Below are 15,636 nucleotides of genomic sequence, written 5' to 3'. Positions count from 1 at the left end.
GAATGAGGCATTCGCTCATGAACACCGCCATCTTCTCGAAGCGCTCCACAAAAGGCCTGACCGCAGCGTTGGTGCTGATGCTGGGCGTGCTGACCGTGACCGGCTGCGGCTCGATCCTGCCCACGCCGCCGCAACGCGCCGATGTGTATGACTTTGGTCCCGGCCTGCAGCAGTTGCCTGCCGATCAGGCTACGCAGAAGCCGACGCTGCCGCCGATTGCGCTGAGCGATTTCACCTCCACCGGCCTGCCTGATGGACGCACGGCGGTGTTCTATCGCCTGGCCTATTCCAACGGCCAGTTGCTGCACCCCTACACGCTCGCACGTTGGAGTCAGCCCCCGGCCACGCTGATGCAGCAGGCCGTGCGGGACCGTCTGAGCCCACAGCGCGCGGTGATCTATGGCGACACCAACATCGATCAACAGGTCAAGGGCGGGAAGTCGCCCACGGTGCTGCGCGCCGAGGTCGAGGAGTTCAGCCAGGTGTTCAGCTCCGAGCGCGAAAGCGTGGGCCTCGTGCGCGTGCGCGCCTCGCTGGTCGATTCGCTCAAGGCGGGCGACGAATTGATCGCGCAGCGCCTGTTCGTGGCGCAGCGCCCGGCGGCCTCTGCGAATGCCGCAGGCGGTGCCAAGGCGCTGGCCGATGCTGCGGCGCAGGTGGCCGAAGACATTGCCAAATGGGTTGAGCAAAGCGGGCAGTGAACCGAACGCGATTGCGACCACGGATTTTTTGATATGAACCGAAGCTGAGCACAATGAGCCAAGCACAAGACAGCAGCAACAACATCGACCTTGCCTACATCAACGCCACGCTCGGCCGCGATGCGCAGGGCCTTGTCAACTGGGCCGTGGGCCTCTCCAAGACCAACATCGTCACGACGAATTTCCGCCCGTTCGAGGCGGTGATTCTGCACATGTGCGCCAAGGCCCAGCCGGATATGCGCGTGATCTGGATGGACAACGGCTACAACACTGAGGCGACCTACCAGTTCGCCGATGAAGTGACCAAGCAGTTGGGGCTCAACCTGTCGATCTATCTGCCGTTGCGCTCGCGTGCGCATCGCGAGGCGGTGGATGGACCGGTGCCTGCGCTCGATGATCCGCGCCATGAGGCCTTCACCGCCGAGGTAAAGCTCGAGCCGTTTGCCCGCGCGTTGCGGGAGACGGCGCCGCAGGTCTGGTTCACTGCGCTGCGGGCTACGGATACGGCGGTGCGGGCTGCGATGGAGCCGGTGAGCATCAATCCGGATGGGTTGATCAAGGTGGCGCCGTTGTTGCATTGGTCGTCCAAGCAGCTTTACGAGTATCTCGTGGAGCATGGGCTGCCTAACAACTTTGATTATGTGGACCCTACCAAGGGGGAAGACAACCGCGAGTGTGGGTTGCATCTTTCGCACTGAGTTCTCTTTCGCCCTTGGGTTGAGGGCGGAGGCCGGGTCTCGCCCCGGCGGGCGAGTAACTTTTTGGTCTTGCCCAAAAAGTCACCAAAAATGCGCTTTGAATACCTCCGGCGGAACTCTCTGCGCGACTGCGTCGCTCCGTTCGGACAACCGCCGGAAATCAGTTTGGAAAGAGGAATGTTTGGCACGTCGCTGCGCTCGTGCCGCGCATCTCGCGACTTCGCGAGATGTGGGGCGTGAGTTTCCTGAATGAGTATATGGTTTGTATATAAATCGTATAATTCCTGGATGGGAATCGTCAAAATCTCCGACGATCTGCACGATCAGATCCGTCTCTCCAGCTCTGCCATGAGCCGCTCCATCAATGCACAGGCCGAACATTGGCTGCGTGTGGGGCAACTGGCGGAGATTCATCCACACCTCAACTACGCGGGCATTTGTGCATTGCTGCTGGCGAATGCGCGTCTGGCTGATGCCGAAGTAGAAGCCGGGGGCGGTACCGCCGCCTCGCCTGTGCGTCTGGTGGAGGGCAAGGCATGAGTCGTCGCGGAAAAGTGCGGTCTGTGCCGATTCGGGGTGCGGACGAGATTGCGTTGTCTCGTGAGGCGGGTGGGCTGGCGGCGAAGGTGCTGGCGATGCTTACGCCGCATGTGCAGCCGGGCGTGAGCACGGACGATCTCGACAAGCTGTGCCACGACTACATCGTGAACGAGTTGCAGTGCGTGGCGACGAACATCGGCTACGGCGGGTTTCCGAAGACAGTGTGCACTTCGGTGAACCATGTCGTGTGCCACGGCATTCCGTCGGCGGCGGAGATCCTCAAGGATGGCGACATCATCAATGTGGATGTGGCGGTGACCACGGCGCGTGGCTGGATTGGCGACACGAGCCGGATGTACTACGTGGGGCAGCCGGGCAATCAGGCCAAGCGGCTGGTCGAGACGACCTACGAGGCGTTGCTTGCGGGCATCCGCGCGGTGAAGCCCGGCGCGACGTTGGGTGACATCGGTTTCGCGATCCAGAGCATTGCACAGCGCGAGCGTTTTGGCGTGGTGCGCGAGTACTGCGGTCACGGCATCGGTACGGTCTACCACGATGATCCGCAGGTGCTGCACTATGGCGTGCAAGGTCAGGGGCTGGTGCTCGAGCCGGGCATGATCTTCACGATCGAGCCGATGCTCAACGCGGGCAAGGCGGCGACGCGTGAGCTCAGCGATGGCTGGACGGTGATCACCAATGACAAATCACTTTCTGCGCAGTGGGAGCACATGGTGGCAGTGACAGACACCGGCTTTGAAGTGCTCACGCCATGGCCTGATGGCACAGGGTTCTACCCGGCGATTTGAGCTGTTACTTGCCACATGCATGGCGCCGCTGTTGGGTGATGATGTACATCAAGGTGTACGCACTCCTTGGCTTCTAACCTTCGGCAACACCTGAAACAAATTCATGGCACATGGCGATGCTTGCTTCAGGCCCAACCGAAGAAGGAGCAATGAAGCAATGAGCACTCTCAGATGGTCCGAAGAGCTGGCGCTGGACCTGCCGATGATGGACGATACCCACCAGGAATTCGTCGAACTGCTGCAGGCGGTGGACGCCGCGGAAGATGTCGAACTGATTCCCGTGTGGCAGGATCTGATCGCACACACGGAGCACCATTTCGGGCAGGAAGATCGCTGGATGGAAGCGACGAAATTTGCCTCGGGCAACTGCCACAGCGTGCAGCACAAGGTGGTGCTGCAGGTGATGCGCGAGGGCTTGGTGCGTGCCGAAAAAGGCGAGCTGTTTGTGCTGCGCGAGATGGGCCGCGAACTGGCGGTCTGGGTGGTGCAGCACACGCAGATGATGGACTCGGCGCTGGCGCTGCATCTGCGCCGCGTGGGCTACAACCCGCTCACGGGCGAGGTGACCTCTCCGGATCACCTGCCCAGCGAACCTATCCATGGCTGCGGCGGCGCGTGTTCCTCGGGCGACGATGAGGTGGCGGAACACGACGAGGCGCACGCCGCTGTCCTTCACTAGTTATCTCGCCCGGTCCCGCGTGAGCAGCATGGCCGCCATGTGCCATGAAAGTTGACGCAGCGCGTTGCGAAACGCGGGCGAGCTGATGCGTCGCCTCGGGGCGTACGCGGCGGCCAGCACACGCTGTTTGGCACGCCGTAGCGACTGCTGGTCGCGCGCGGCGAGCGCGCGGGTCAGGCGGTCGTGATAGCGCTGCACGCGCTGAACTTCGTCAAACGACAGCGACGGGCCACTGCATTCGGGGCGTACGAGGGCGATCATGCTGTGGCTCCTTCTTGTGCCTTGTTGCTGCTGCTATTGCCGTTGCTGCGTGTCGTGAGCTCGTACCAGTTCACCTTGCGCGTCAGCACCATCACCACACCCAGTACCACGAACAGCGCAATCGAACCGACGACCAGCGCGGTCTGTTCGAGCTGCAGCAGCACATAGAGCATGCCGTAGAGCAGCGCGATGCCGAGACCGAACGGAAAGCCCATCTTCCAGCCGCCGAGGATGTGACTCGCGTAGTAGCCGAGTAGCAGCACGCAGGCGCCCGAGGCCATCGCATACGACAGGCCGAACGACAGATGCTCCGACAGGCTCACCAGCAGCAGGAAGAAGCTGCACAGCGCCGCGCCGACGAGCAGGTATTGCACCGGGTGCACGCGCAGTTTCTTCATCAGCTCGAACAGGCCCACGGCTACGAAGGTGAGGGCGATGAACAGCACGCCGTACTTGATCGCGCGGTCGGACAGCGAATAGGGGTTTACCGGATCGACGAAGGAGACGCTGAAGCTGTCTGCGCAACCGGGGGCGGGCTGGGTCTGGATTGTCGCGACCTCGGTAGCTGACGTGACCGCTGCCGCAGCGGTAGCAGCAGCATCACTGTTGTTGTAGGTGCGACCGCCGTAGTACTCTTCCTGATCTGCACCCGCGTTGCAGACACGGCGGCCGAGGCGCACATCCTGCTGCGCCGTGGTGGCGAGAGACGACACGCGCCAGTTGGCTTTGAAGCCCTCGTCGCTCACGTCCCGCTCGGATGGAAGAAATCGGCCGGCGAACGAGGGGTGCGGCCAGCTGCTCTGCATCTGCACGTCGTTGTTGCCGGCGATGGGCACGAAGGACACGTTCTGCGTGCCCACCAGTTCGAGGTCGAGCGAGACATTCACCGGTGCCTTGTCATTGCGGATCGAATCAGGCAACGAGGCATGCAGGCCGCGCGTGTAGATCGGGTGGAAGGTGCCGGGCTTGAGCGCGACGTTCTTGCCGTCGAGCTCCATCTGCGCGGTGCGAATGCCGCGCGCATCCCCCACGCCCATCATCAGGATCGGTGCACCGCACTGCATGCGCGAATCCTTCATCGAGCGCTGCGGTTGCAACTGAGCGAGGCCTGGCCATTCGGCGGTCACTTGGGCCTTGAGCGTGTACGCGTTCACCTTGTGCAGGCCCCGTGTGCGTTCTTCCATCACCGCGCCAGTGCGCACCTTGAGGTTCTCGGGCAGGGCCGTGAGCATGAACTCGCGGCGCTGCTCGTGCACGCTGCGGTCCTTGCCCGTGCCGCTGACCACGTCCCAGCTCTCGACGCAGGAGCTGTGGATGATCGGGCCGACCAGCGTCTGCGAGCCCGCGAGGCTCTGCACCACGCTGCGTTCGGTTTCACTGCGGTAGTACTGGCGGTCGCGCACCACGCCTTCGATCATCGACAGACCGAACATCAACAGCACGATGACGAGCAGCAGCGCCGTCAGCTTGGTGAGGAGGGGGAATCTCAAGGTATTGCTCCATGAAGGATGTTTCATGGAGCGCAGTTTTTGCGCGCGGCGTGATGACGCAATGAAGTTTGTGAAGCGAGGGTGAAGTCCCTCGCCGAATTACAAATCAATGCCCGAACTGCAACTGAATGCGGAAGCCCGGATGCAGATTGCTGAGCTGCCAGTCGCCGCCGTGCAGGTCGAGCACGCGGCGCACGATGGCGAGGCCGAGACCCGAGCCGCTGCGCGCGCCGTCGGGCCGTGCGGTGGTGAAGAAGCGCTCGCCAAGGCGCGGCAGTGCATATTCGGGTACACCGGGACCCTCGTCGCTGACGCTGACGTGGCGGCCCTGCACCTGGACGCGCACGGTGCCGCCCTCGGGCGAAAAATCGATGGCGTTGTCGATCAGGTTGCCGATGGCAAGGGTGACGAGATCGGCCTCCCATGGGCCACTTGCGCCTTCGCCAGTGAGCGTCAGCTGAACGCCGCGCTGGCGTGCGCGGGCCGAGCATTGCGCGAGCGCGTGCTCGGCGCAGCGGTGCAGCGACACGGGTTTGGCCGGGTCGGCGTGATGGCGTTGTTCGAGCTTGCTGAGCTCCAGCAGCCGGTCGATCAGGCGTTGCAGCCGCTCGCTCTGCTCGACCACCTGGGCGGCGAATTGTTCGCGGTCGGCTGGCGGCATATCGTCCTGCAGCAGTTCACCCGCGCCGCGAATCGCGGCCACGGGGCTCTTGAGCTCATGCGTGAGCGCGCGCACGTAGCCTTCGATGTAGTCCCGGCCCTCGAGCCGCTCGCGCATGCTGTCCATGGCACGTGCCAGATCGCCGAGTTCGCCGGGAACTTCAGGTACGGGCGGTGGCGGTGCGACAGCGTTGATCGGACCCTGCACGCTCAACGCATAGTCGCGCAGTCGCCGCACATGCCAGACGATCCACAGCGTGATCGCGATGCCTACCAGCGCCGAGAGCGCAAGCAGCAGCACGCCGCCATTGAGCACCTTGCGCTCGGCGCGCTCGATGAAGCGCTGCACCGTGCGTGTGGGCTTGGCGACGGTGAGCGCGCCGACGATCTTGTCGTTGACGAGAATCGGTGCGGCCACATACATCACGCCGCTCGAATCGTCGTCGGCAATGTCGCGCGAGGCGCGTGCGCCGTATTTGCCTTGCAGTGTGAGCGCCACGTCGCGCCAGCGCGAATAGTCCATGCCCTCGGCGCGGCCCTCGCTGTCGAAGATCACATGGCCGGTCGCATCCACCACGTAGATGCGGTAGTCCAGCGACTGCTTGGAGAGCCCCCAGATGCTCGCGTCCACCGGCCGCATCGCATAGCGCTTGACGCTGCGGGCGAACGTGCTGTCCTGCGTGCGCAGATTGGCGAGGCTCATGCGCCCGCTCGCCACTTCTTCGCTCGCGAGTTCGGCGAGGATGTTGGCGGTGTCCACCATCATGTCTTCCATCACCTCGCGCACGCTGGGCTTGATCTCGGCGGTGAATACGCGCAGCACGAAGAACGCGGCGATGCCGTTGATCAGGAAGAAGGCGAACAGCAGGCGCAGGCCGAGGCGCATGGCGTGTCAGCCCTTGGGCACTTCGAGCGAGTACCCCATGCCGCGATGCGTGCTGATGTAGTCGCAGCTGGCGTCCACTGCGCGCAGCTTGGCGCGCAGGGTCTTGATGTGGGTGTCGATGGTGCGGTCGGTGCTCTCGCTGTCGTCGCCCCAGGCGGCGGTGAGCAGGTGGTCGCGCGAATGGATGCGACCGGCACCAGCAAGCAGCGTGGACAGCAGCCGGTACTCGCGCCGCGTGAGCGCGAGCGGCTGGCCGTTGAAGCGCATGCGCTGGCCGACCGCGTCGTCATGGAACGGGCCGCGTTCGTCCGGCTGTTGTGCTGCGGCGGCAGCCAAAGGCGCGGGGGCCGCGCGGCGCAGCAGGCCCTTTACGCGTGCCGCGAGTTCGCGTGGGCTGAACGGTTTGGCGACATAGTCGTCCGCGCCGAGTTCGAGGCCGAGCACGCGGTCAATCTCTTCGCCATGCGCGCTCAGCACAAGCACCGGCGTGGATTGGTGCAGCGGGTGCTGGCGCAGCTCGCGTAGCAGTTCGAGGCCGTTGCCGTCCGGCAGACCGACGTCGAGGATCAGCGCGTCGAAGCGCGTGGCGACGATCTGCGCGCGGGCATCGCCGAGCAGCAGGCTGTGGTTGATCTGCAGACCTTCGCGCTCCAGCGTGTAGATCACGGTACGCGCAATCGCGGGGTCGTCTTCGACGAGGAGGAGTCGGGCGGGCATGCGTCGGTTCAACTTTGCGTCAGAGCGGCGGGTAGCGGGTGGTGAGAATCGGGAACAGCTTTTGCAGACCGACGGCCATCACCTCCACGGCCAGCGCGGCGAGGATCAGGCCCATGAGCCGCGTCATCACGTTAATGCCGGTCTTGCCGAGCACGCGCGAGATCGGCTCGGCGAGCGAGAAGCAGATCCATACAGCCCCGGCCAGCACGAGGCCGTAGCCGAGCAGCACCACATGCTGCCAGATGGTGTGCGCCTGATTGGCGTAGATCACCACGGTGGACATGGCGGCTGGGCCCGTGAGCAGTGGAATCGTCAGCGGCACGACGGCGATGCTGTTGCCCATGGCGGCTTTTTCGGCACCGGCTTCCAGCGTTTCGCTGTTGGGCTTGTCTTCGGCCGGACGCGCGTTGAGCATGTTGATCGCGCTGATCAAAAGCAGCATGCCGCCGCCGACCTGGAAGCTCTGCAGCGAGATGTTGAAGAAATCCAGCACCTGCAGGCCGAGCAGCGCGCAACCGGAAATCACGAGAAACGTGCTGAATGCGGCGGTGCGAACCGTCTGGCGTTTCTGCTCGTCGCTGAAGCCTTGCGTGTAATGGATGAAGAACGGCACGATGGCTAACGGATTGACGATGGCCAGCAGCGAGATGAGTGGTTTCAGATCCATCAACGGCCTCCGGAGATTTCGAGGAACGACATGGTGGTGAAGGGCGAGGCGTCGGACATCAGCCAGACGATGCTCTCGGCCACCTCTTCGGGCGTGCCGCCGCGCCCCATGGGCACGCCGGGCACGAGGTCGTTCACCCTGTTGGGGCGGCCGCCGCTTGCGTGGATCTCGGTGTCGATGAAGCCGGGGCGCACCGCGTTCACGCGAATGCCCTCGGCGGCCACTTCCTTGGCGAGTCCCACGGTCATGACGTCGATGGCACCCTTCGAGGCCGCGTAGTCCACGTACTCATGCGGCGAGCCAAGGCGTGATGCGGCGCTCGAGACATTCACGATGCTGCCGCCCTCGCCGCCGTATTTGGTACTCATGCGGCGCACGGCTTCTCGGGCGCAGTAGAAGCTGCCGAGCACGTTGATGCTGAACATGCGGCGCAGGCGATCGCCCAGCATCTGGTCGACGCGCGACGCGTGGTCCACCACGCCCGCGTTGTTGACCAGCGCAGTGATGCGGCCGAGCTCATGATCGAGCGTGTCGAACATGGTGATCACATCCGCCTCGACCGAGACATCGGACTTGATGGTGATGGCCGTGCCGCCCGCGTCGCGGATCTTGCGGGCGAGGTCTTCGGCCGCGTGGGCATGGCGCACGTAGTTGATCGCCACGGCCCAGCCCTGGCTTGCCGCGAGCAACGCCGTTGCCGCTCCAATGCCACGACTGCCGCCAGTGATGAGTGCGATCTTGTTCAAAGCAAGTCTCCGTTTATGCCAATATCGGTTCCGCCAGATTGTCGTCAAATCCCAAGGGCCGACGCATCTGCCGCATGCTTGTGTGGTCGCATGTGTGGTTTTATCGACTCACGCACATCGATATCCCCTATTTTTTAATCATCCGGAGACTTGCCAAATGGGCGCTTTCACCAATCTCACGTCAGCCGACGGCTTCACCTTTCCCGCCTACGTCGCCAAGCCCGAGGGCGCACCGCGCGGGGCTCTCGTGGTACTGCAGGAAATCTTCGGCGTGAACTCGCACATCCGCTCGGTCGCCGACCGCTGGGCCGCGCGCGGCTATCTGGTGGTCGCACCGGCCACCTTCACCCGCGTGCAGAAGGATGTGGAGCTGGGCTACACGGGCGACGACATGAAGGCGGGCATCGATCTCAAGTCCCGAACCGAAGCGCTGCCAGAGCCGGGCGTGATGCCCGACATCCAGGCTGCCATCGACTATGCCGCCAAGGAATCGGGCGGCAAGAAGGTCGGCATCTTCGGCTTCTGCTGGGGCGGCCTGCTGACCTGGCGCGCTGCGGCGACGCTGAATGGCCTGTCGGCTGCCGTGCCCTACTACGGCGGCGGCGTGACCACCCCGGCGGAAATTGCCCGCCAGCCCCAAGTGCCGCTGCTCGCGCACTTCGGCGATAAGGACGCGCATATCTCCGTGGAAAGCGTGAAGGCGCTCGAGAAGGCACATCCCGAGATCGAGGTGCATCTGTATGAGGCCGATCACGGTTTCAACTGCGATCAGCGCGGCTCGTTCGATGCGGCGGCATCGAAGCTCGCCGACGAGCGCACACAGGCGTTCTTCGCAAAGCACGTGGGCTGAACGCACTGGCCCCTGGAAAGGGGAGCGCGTCCGTTTCGCATCACCTGCTTTCGCTTCGCCTCGCCCTCCGTTGTGTTCGTTGATGGAGCAGGGCTCCCGCGCAGCCCAGTCCGAAGATCAGCGCGAGCATGCTCACCCATGAGGTGGCGGGCACGGGCGTGGCGACGCCCGCGCCCACGCTGAGTTTCAGCGCTTGACTGGTCGCTGCCGCGTAATAGCCGTCGCCGCTGTAGACCGCCTGCAGATTGTGGTTGCCATAGGCGAGACCCGGCAGGGTGAGTGATGCTGTGCCCGTAGCGTTGAGCGCGGCGGTGCCGATGGGCTTGCCGTTGTCGCTGAAGCGGATGCTTCCGCCGGGCGTGGGCAGGGCCTTGGCAAACGTATTGGCATTGGCATTGGTCATGGCCTTGGCGCGCAGAGTCTGGGTTGACGTTTGAAGCTGGACGCTGGCGGTGAGCTGAATTGCATCGCCCGCCACTGGGGCTGTTGGCGTGGCGGAGATGTCCACCGCCGATGCGTTGACTCCCACGCCCGCGCTTGCCTGGCCGGTGCTCGGCGCGAACGAGGCGTCGCCCGCGTATTGGGCTGTCAACGAGAGTGTTCCCGAGGCGCTGGCCGTCAGCGGGCAACTGCTGGCAGGCAGGCTGATGCTGCAGGTGGCGGTGCCGTCGCTTACTGTGATGCTGCCCGTGGGCGTGCCCGCACCGGGCGCGGTGGGTGTCACGCCGACCGTGGCGGTGACGGGCTGGCCTATCGTCAGCTGGGCGGGACTGAGCTGCAGTGTGGTGACGGTCTGCGCGCGTGCGACCTGCAGCGACGCTGGGGTGGACTCCGAGGGCTGCACGCCGGATGCGGCCATGCCGCCGTAGATCGCGGTGATGCTGTGGTTGCCCACGGGCAGGTTGGTCAGCGTGAGGCGCGCGGTTTGGCTTGTGTCGAGCGCGACCGTGCCGAGGCTGGTTGCGCCATCCCTGAATTCGACCTGCCCGACAGGGGGCTGCATCGCCCCGACCACGGTGGCGGTCAGTTCCACCGATTCACCGAACACGCTCTGAGCCTTGCTGACCGCAAGCTGGGTGCCGGTGAGCGCCTGCACTATCACCTGCAGACTGGCCGCCACGCTGCTGTCCCCCACGCTGCGCACGGTGAGCGTGCGCGGGCCCGGGCCGGTGAAGGTCATCGCGAAGCTCTGATGGCCGTTGCCCTGGGTGAGCTGCGCGGGCACGGTGTCCGCTGCGACGCTGCTGGAAAATTGCCAGTCGGTGGTGTTGTCCAGCGTGTTGACGATGGCGTCGTTCACGTTGAGCGAAAACGGCAAGGCGGCGTTGGCGGCCACGCTGATCGAGCTCGCACCGACAGGAGTTTGCAGCGTCTGCGGGCCGCCGAGCGTGGGGGCGGGCAGGGGCAGGTTTTCGAGGTGGAGTGTGAAGCGCCCGTTGTGGCCGGGAATGCTGGCGTGGCCGGTGAAACTGCCCACCTCGCGATTGGCCGTGCCGAGACTCAGGTAGTAGCCGACGCCGCCCTGAGGCGTCTTGAATTCGTCGAGGCCCCAGTCCCGCTGCAGCGAGGTGCTCGGGCCGCGCCTCGGCACGTCGACATGCATTTCCGAGAGAAACATGGCACGTGTGGTCGCGCCCGGGATGTCGCCGACATAGGGCACGATGTTCACATAGGGATAGCTTTGGCCCATGCGCGCCTTGAACGTGAATGACGCGGAGGGGTAGACGCAGGGCGTGTTGTAGGGGTCGCTCCCGGCGCACCACGCATGGGAGTAGGCGCTGTCGTCGGTGTCGAAGAAAACGGCGAATTGACTGGGCTTGCGCGGAATGGTGACGTTCACGAAGCGGGTGGTGATGCCCGGCTGGTTGTCGATCTTCACCGGTTCGAGCGTGTTGCTGATGGCGGCAACGGCGAATTTCTGTTCTTCAGTGTCCGACAGGTTGTAGGCGCGAACGATGTCCGCCGCGTAGCCCTGGCTGGTGTCCACGGTGAGGACCTGGCTGGTCACGCCGCTTCGCAGCGGCGAGCTGCCCATGAGCTGCGTAGCGCCGGGCTGGCTCCAGCCCTGATTCCAGGTGATCGTGGAGATGTACTCGGGCTTGTTGGCGCTGAACCAGTCGACCTGCGCGGTGGTGGCTGGTGCGGCGGCGGGCGGAGCTTCGCCGAGCGCTTGCGTGATCAGGGTCTGCTTGATGGCCGAGGTGCCGATCATGGCAGTGACGCTACGCGTCGAACTGCTCAGGGACGGCAGCTTGGGCGCTATAAGGAAGGCGAAGGCGCCATCGCCCGCCAGCATGCTCTGCAGCCAGAGCGGGTTGGCTCCGTAGTAGCGGGTGTCCGCTACGCTGGCGTTGGTGCTGGAGCGCCGCACGTTCGAGGTCGACGGGATGGCGCTGTTGTAGCCCATGGCGTCGGTGAGCGTGATGTAGAGCCGCGCGCCATGCGCGAGTTGCTGGGTGACCGGCGATTCCTTGCTGCCGATGACGAAGCTGCCCCGGGAGCCGTCCGATGGATCGGCGGTCGCGCGCACGACAAAATGGGCAGCCGGATCGGCAATGCGCTGCTTGACCAGGTTCGTGACATCGAAGCTGAAGAAGCCGCCATGCGCGATGCGCAGCGGCGTGCCCGGCTGGTCCGCATCGTTGGCGGGCGCGGTGCCGCCCGTGGTGCTGGCGCAGGCGGGGGCGGTCGATTCGCTCGGATAGCAATCCGACCCTGTCGTGTGGCGCGCCTGGATGCTGAGGTAGCCTGGCGCGATCACATCGTCCACCAGCAGCACCAATCGGGCGCTGGCGATCTTGCTGGCGTCGAGTTGGTACTGGATGGCGTCCAGATGGCTGGCGGTGTTGCTGTCCACCACTATCTGCGGCACGGCGCCCGAGGGCAGGGTGGCGAGCGAGAACTTGAGCTCGGCGTTGCTGTCCGCGTTGACGGCCAGTTCCTGCGACCAGCCGTCGTACTGATTGCCCGGGGTCGTGATTTGTCCATCCGCCACCAGCGGGGCATCGACCCACATCGGCAGGCCTACGTTGTAGCAGCCCGAGAGTGCCAATGCGAACGGCGCGACCAGCGCCCAGCGGGTCAGGTATGTGCGCTGAATCAGGTCGAGACAAGGCCGAGGGAGCATGACGATTTGGAATGGCTTCGGGGTTTCGACGCGAGTGGACCATGTCCAAGCGCGTTTGTATGTCCCCCGAATGGGCTACATGACAGCGTCGGGGAAACGTGTGAACATGCGCGCATGTCTCTCTCGAAACCGTCTGCTGACCCTGAAAATTCCATTCATGTGGCGGTGGTGGAGGACGACGCCGCCTGCCGTCAGGCGCTGATCGAGGCCATCGAGGTGGCGCCCGACATGGCACTGGGTTGGGCTGTCGGCACTCGCGAAGAGGCGCTGGCGCAGTTGAACAACAGCGGCGAGCTCGACGTATTGCTGGTGGACTTGGGCCTGCCCGATGGCAGCGGACTGGACGTGATCGCCGAGTGTCGCACGCGCTGCCCGCGGGCTGTGGCGATGGTGAGTACTATCTTCGGTGATGAGGTCCATGTGCTGCGCGCCATCGAGGCGGGCGCGATGGGTTATCTGCTCAAGGATCTTGCTCCGCCTGCGGTGCTTGACGAACTGCGCAGCCTGCATGCGGGCGGCAGCCCCATCAACCCGATGGTGGCGCGCAAGTTGCTGCTGCGCCAGTCTCCCATTCCGTATGCTGAGCCTCTCTCTGTGCCGACATCTGAGACCGCACTGTCGCAGCGCGAGGCCGAGGTGCTGCGGCTGGTCGCGCGTGGTCATACGCTGGACGAAGTGGGCCGCGCGCTGGGTGTGACCCGGCACACGGTGCGCTCGTTCGTGCGCCGCATCTACGCCAAGCTGCAGGTCGGCACACGGGCGCAGGCCGTGCATGCCGCCATCCGTCAGGGGCTGCTCGAAGATGACCGACCGGGCCGCTGAAGCGCCACCTTCGCGGCGCCCTGGATGGTTGCCGATACTGACGGCGCTCGTGATCATCGCGGTGATCGTGTCGCTGTTCGGGGGCGGCGTGAACCGGCCAAGCAGCAGTCTGCATCTGACTCAAGCGGCGTTCTGGGCTTCGGACAGCGCGCAATGGACGCCCCCGGACACGCTCGCGGCATCAGACGATGCCGTGTTGAACGGCGCGCAGACTTGGTCCGACGTGGCATTGCCGCACGCCCGTTCGCGCGAGGTGGTGGCCGATGCCGCGCATTCGCCCGGACAGCCGCAGGTCGCGTGGTACCGCATGCCTGTGCCTGCAGAGGCGCTCACCGACGCGGGGCAGGGCACGCGGCTTTATATTCCGCGCTGGCAGACCGTGGGCACGGTGGCAGTCTATCTGGACGGCGGGTTGCTCTGGCAGACGCGCGGCAGCCGGGTCTGGAATAGCTTCAACCGGCCGGTCTGGCTCGATCTGTCCAGCAGGCGCGCATCGGCGCTTGCCGGGCGCGACGCGACGCTGCATGTGCGCATGGCGAGCGAGCCCGGCGTGGGCGGGGCGCTGTCGACGGTCTGGGTCGGGCCTGCGGACGAGCTGCGCCCGGACTGGCGCATCCGCAGCGCATTGCAGACCGAGTTGATCGCGGTGTCCCAGGGCTCGTATCTGGTGCTGGGCGTGTTCGCACTCGTGCTGTGGCTGCTGCGGCCGGGGCGCGGCGAGCAGGTCTATGCGTTGTTCTTTCTCATGGCGATCAGCCACGTGTTGGCGGCGCTGCAGTTTCTGGTCGATGACGAGGGCATCTCGGTGTCCGACGACTGGTTTTCGTGGCTTACACAGCTCGGCCTGATGGGCACGTCGGTGTGCTCGTTCTTCTTTTTGTGTCTAGTGCAGCGCCAACGCAGGCAGTGGCTGGCGAGCGTGTTGCTGGCCTACACCGGAGCCATCGTCGTACTGGCGCTGCCGCTGTGGGGCGTCGGGCACGAGGGCATGTTGCCGCTTTTGCGTCTGGCATTGCTGCCACCCGAAATTCTCGTGCTGGTCGTGGCGGTGCGCGGCGCGTGGCGGCAGCGAACGCTGGGCGACGTGCTGCTCGCGGCGTGGGTGGCGCTGTCGTTTCCCGTCGGCATTCACGATCTGGCGCTGCAGAGCTATCGCGTGTCCATCGAAGGCATCTATCTCACGCCATATGTCTACGTCGGCATGTTCACGCTGTTTCTGGTGATCGCTTTCACGCGCTACAACGGTGCGCTGGACTCCGCCGGGAACGCCAACGCGCATCTGGCTGAGCGGCTGCTGGCGCAGGAGCGTGAGCTGGCGCAGACGCATGAACGCCTGCTGGTCGCGGAGCGCGAACAGACGCTGCTGCAGGAGCGCCAGCGCCTGATGCGCGAGATGCACGACGGTGTCGGCTCGTCGCTGATGACGGCGCTGCGACTCGTGGAGCATGGCGACGCGTCCACGCTCAACATGACGCAGGTGCTCAAGGAGTGCATCGACGATCTGAAGATTTCCATCGACTCGCTTGAACCGCTCGATCACGACCTGCTGGCTTTGCTGGCCTCGCTGCGCTATCGGCTCGCACCACGGCTCGAGGGCGCGGGTCTGCAGCTCGAATGGCGTGTTCGGGATCTGCCCGAACTGTCGTGGCTGGATGCGCAAAGCGCGCTGCATGTGCTGCGCATATTGCAGGAGGTGTTCACGAACATCATCAAGCACAGCGGAGCGCAGCGCATCAGTCTGGAGACGCGGGAGCTTGCGCGCGATGGCGTGTCGGGCGTGCAGGTCGAGGTGCAGGACGATGGGCGTCGTTTCATCCCCAGCAACGATCCCATTCCGGGCCGCAAGGGGTTGCACAACGTGCGCGTTCGGGCGAAGGTGCTGCATGCGCAGGTCTTCTGGCAGGGGCTGACAGAGCGGAGTGAGTGCGGCAACCGCTTCACGCTATGGCTGCCGATCTCTCGCGAGGATTGACTGAGGTTGTGACG

Annotated in this window: 15 protein-coding genes; 8 read left to right on the top strand and 7 right to left on the bottom strand. The window is 64.7% G+C overall.

Annotated features, from left to right (window positions below; all coding sequences use genetic code 11):
* Nucleotides 1-17 precede the first annotated feature (17 nt).
* The 5 genes from G7047_RS21585 (at nucleotide 18) to G7047_RS21565 (ending at nucleotide 3,424) form a co-directional block, all read left to right on the top strand.
* The gene (locus G7047_RS21585; protein WP_166309960.1) at nucleotides 18-701 is read left to right on the top strand and encodes an ABC-type transport auxiliary lipoprotein family protein; all 684 of its coding nucleotides are present in this window, start codon (nucleotides 18-20) and stop codon (nucleotides 699-701) included.
* A gap of 53 nt (nucleotides 702-754) precedes the next feature.
* Nucleotides 755-1,399 carry a phosphoadenosine phosphosulfate reductase family protein gene (locus tag G7047_RS21580; protein ID WP_166309958.1) on the top strand — a complete coding sequence of 215 codons (645 nt, stop codon included), beginning with the start codon at nucleotides 755-757 and terminating at the stop codon, nucleotides 1,397-1,399.
* A 288-nt stretch (nucleotides 1,400-1,687) separates the two neighbouring features.
* Nucleotides 1,688-1,939 (top strand): ParD-like family protein, encoded by a 252-nt coding sequence (locus G7047_RS21575; protein ID WP_166309956.1) that lies wholly within the window; start codon nucleotides 1,688-1,690, stop codon nucleotides 1,937-1,939.
* Nucleotides 1,936-2,745, top strand: a complete 810-nt coding sequence (gene map / locus G7047_RS21570; RefSeq protein ID WP_166309954.1) for a type I methionyl aminopeptidase — start codon at nucleotides 1,936-1,938, stop codon at nucleotides 2,743-2,745. Before G7047_RS21575 ends, map begins: the two co-directional genes overlap by 4 nt.
* Before the next feature lie 157 nt (nucleotides 2,746-2,902).
* The gene (locus G7047_RS21565) at nucleotides 2,903-3,424 is read left to right on the top strand and encodes a hemerythrin domain-containing protein (RefSeq protein ID WP_166309952.1); all 522 of its coding nucleotides are present in this window, start codon (nucleotides 2,903-2,905) and stop codon (nucleotides 3,422-3,424) included.
* Here the strand turns inward: G7047_RS21565 and G7047_RS21560 are convergent, their stop codons facing one another.
* From G7047_RS21560 to G7047_RS21535, 6 genes are all read right to left on the bottom strand, one after another.
* On the bottom strand, nucleotides 3,425-3,685 hold the full coding sequence (locus tag G7047_RS21560; protein ID WP_240939212.1) for a hypothetical protein: 261 nt from the start codon (nucleotides 3,683-3,685) through the stop codon (nucleotides 3,425-3,427).
* A complete protein-coding gene (creD, locus tag G7047_RS21555; protein ID WP_166309950.1) occupies nucleotides 3,682-5,175 on the bottom strand; it encodes a cell envelope integrity protein CreD in 1,494 nt (497 codons plus the stop codon). Before creD ends, G7047_RS21560 begins: the two co-directional genes overlap by 4 nt.
* Before the next feature lie 106 nt (nucleotides 5,176-5,281).
* Nucleotides 5,282-6,721: a two-component system sensor histidine kinase CreC gene (creC, locus tag G7047_RS21550; RefSeq protein ID WP_166309948.1), complete on the bottom strand. Its 1,440-nt coding sequence runs from the start codon at nucleotides 6,719-6,721 to the stop codon at nucleotides 5,282-5,284.
* A 6-nt stretch (nucleotides 6,722-6,727) separates the two neighbouring features.
* Nucleotides 6,728-7,438, bottom strand: a complete 711-nt coding sequence (locus tag G7047_RS21545) for a response regulator (RefSeq protein ID WP_166309946.1) — start codon at nucleotides 7,436-7,438, stop codon at nucleotides 6,728-6,730.
* Nucleotides 7,439-7,457: 19 nt separating this feature from the next.
* Entirely contained in the window at nucleotides 7,458-8,105 is a 648-nt protein-coding gene (locus G7047_RS21540) for a MarC family protein (protein WP_166309944.1), read from the bottom strand.
* Nucleotides 8,105-8,851: an SDR family oxidoreductase gene (locus tag G7047_RS21535; protein ID WP_166309942.1), complete on the bottom strand. Its 747-nt coding sequence runs from the start codon at nucleotides 8,849-8,851 to the stop codon at nucleotides 8,105-8,107. The genes G7047_RS21540 and G7047_RS21535 overlap by 1 nt, the downstream gene beginning before the upstream one ends.
* 157 nt (nucleotides 8,852-9,008) lie before the next feature.
* Here G7047_RS21535 and G7047_RS21530 point away from each other — a divergent pair, with 157 nt between their 5' ends.
* Nucleotides 9,009-9,701 (top strand): dienelactone hydrolase family protein, encoded by a 693-nt coding sequence (locus G7047_RS21530; protein ID WP_166309940.1) that lies wholly within the window; start codon nucleotides 9,009-9,011, stop codon nucleotides 9,699-9,701.
* A gap of 40 nt (nucleotides 9,702-9,741) precedes the next feature.
* Here G7047_RS21530 and G7047_RS21525 read toward each other — a convergent pair whose 3' ends face one another.
* Complete coding sequence (locus tag G7047_RS21525; protein WP_166309938.1) at nucleotides 9,742-12,828, bottom strand: Ig-like domain-containing protein; 3,087 nt, start codon at nucleotides 12,826-12,828, stop codon at nucleotides 9,742-9,744.
* A 114-nt stretch (nucleotides 12,829-12,942) separates the two neighbouring features.
* Between G7047_RS21525 and G7047_RS21520 the strand changes: the two genes are divergently transcribed.
* The gene (locus G7047_RS21520) at nucleotides 12,943-13,650 is read left to right on the top strand and encodes a response regulator transcription factor (protein ID WP_166309936.1); all 708 of its coding nucleotides are present in this window, start codon (nucleotides 12,943-12,945) and stop codon (nucleotides 13,648-13,650) included.
* Nucleotides 13,631-15,622, top strand: coding sequence for a histidine kinase (locus G7047_RS21515; RefSeq protein WP_166309934.1), 1,992 nt, complete (start codon nucleotides 13,631-13,633; stop codon nucleotides 15,620-15,622). Before G7047_RS21520 ends, G7047_RS21515 begins: the two co-directional genes overlap by 20 nt.
* The last annotated feature ends 14 nt before the right edge of the window (nucleotides 15,623-15,636 follow it).

The organism is Diaphorobacter sp. HDW4A, assembly GCF_011305995.1.
Classification (GTDB): Bacteria; Pseudomonadota; Gammaproteobacteria; order Burkholderiales; family Burkholderiaceae_C; genus Diaphorobacter_A.
This window is presented reverse-complemented; position numbering and strand designations above follow the sequence as displayed.

Coding starts and splice junctions, on each gene's coding strand:
- G7047_RS21585 (WP_166309960.1), top strand. CDS start 18: ATGAACACCGCCATCTTCTCGAAGCGCTCCACAAAAGGCCTGACCGCA.
- G7047_RS21580 (WP_166309958.1), top strand. CDS start 755: ATGAGCCAAGCACAAGACAGCAGCAACAACATCGACCTTGCCTACATC.
- G7047_RS21575 (WP_166309956.1), top strand. CDS start 1,688: ATGGGAATCGTCAAAATCTCCGACGATCTGCACGATCAGATCCGTCTC.
- map (WP_166309954.1), top strand. CDS start 1,936: ATGAGTCGTCGCGGAAAAGTGCGGTCTGTGCCGATTCGGGGTGCGGAC.
- G7047_RS21565 (WP_166309952.1), top strand. CDS start 2,903: ATGAGCACTCTCAGATGGTCCGAAGAGCTGGCGCTGGACCTGCCGATG.
- G7047_RS21560 (WP_240939212.1), bottom strand. CDS start 3,685: ATGATCGCCCTCGTACGCCCCGAATGCAGTGGCCCGTCGCTGTCGTTT.
- creC (WP_166309948.1), bottom strand. CDS start 6,721: ATGCGCCTCGGCCTGCGCCTGCTGTTCGCCTTCTTCCTGATCAACGGC.
- G7047_RS21545 (WP_166309946.1), bottom strand. CDS start 7,438: ATGCCCGCCCGACTCCTCCTCGTCGAAGACGACCCCGCGATTGCGCGT.
- G7047_RS21540 (WP_166309944.1), bottom strand. CDS start 8,105: ATGGATCTGAAACCACTCATCTCGCTGCTGGCCATCGTCAATCCGTTA.
- G7047_RS21530 (WP_166309940.1), top strand. CDS start 9,009: ATGGGCGCTTTCACCAATCTCACGTCAGCCGACGGCTTCACCTTTCCC.
- G7047_RS21525 (WP_166309938.1), bottom strand. CDS start 12,828: ATGCTCCCTCGGCCTTGTCTCGACCTGATTCAGCGCACATACCTGACC.
- G7047_RS21520 (WP_166309936.1), top strand. CDS start 12,943: ATGTCTCTCTCGAAACCGTCTGCTGACCCTGAAAATTCCATTCATGTG.
- G7047_RS21515 (WP_166309934.1), top strand. CDS start 13,631: ATGACCGACCGGGCCGCTGAAGCGCCACCTTCGCGGCGCCCTGGATGG.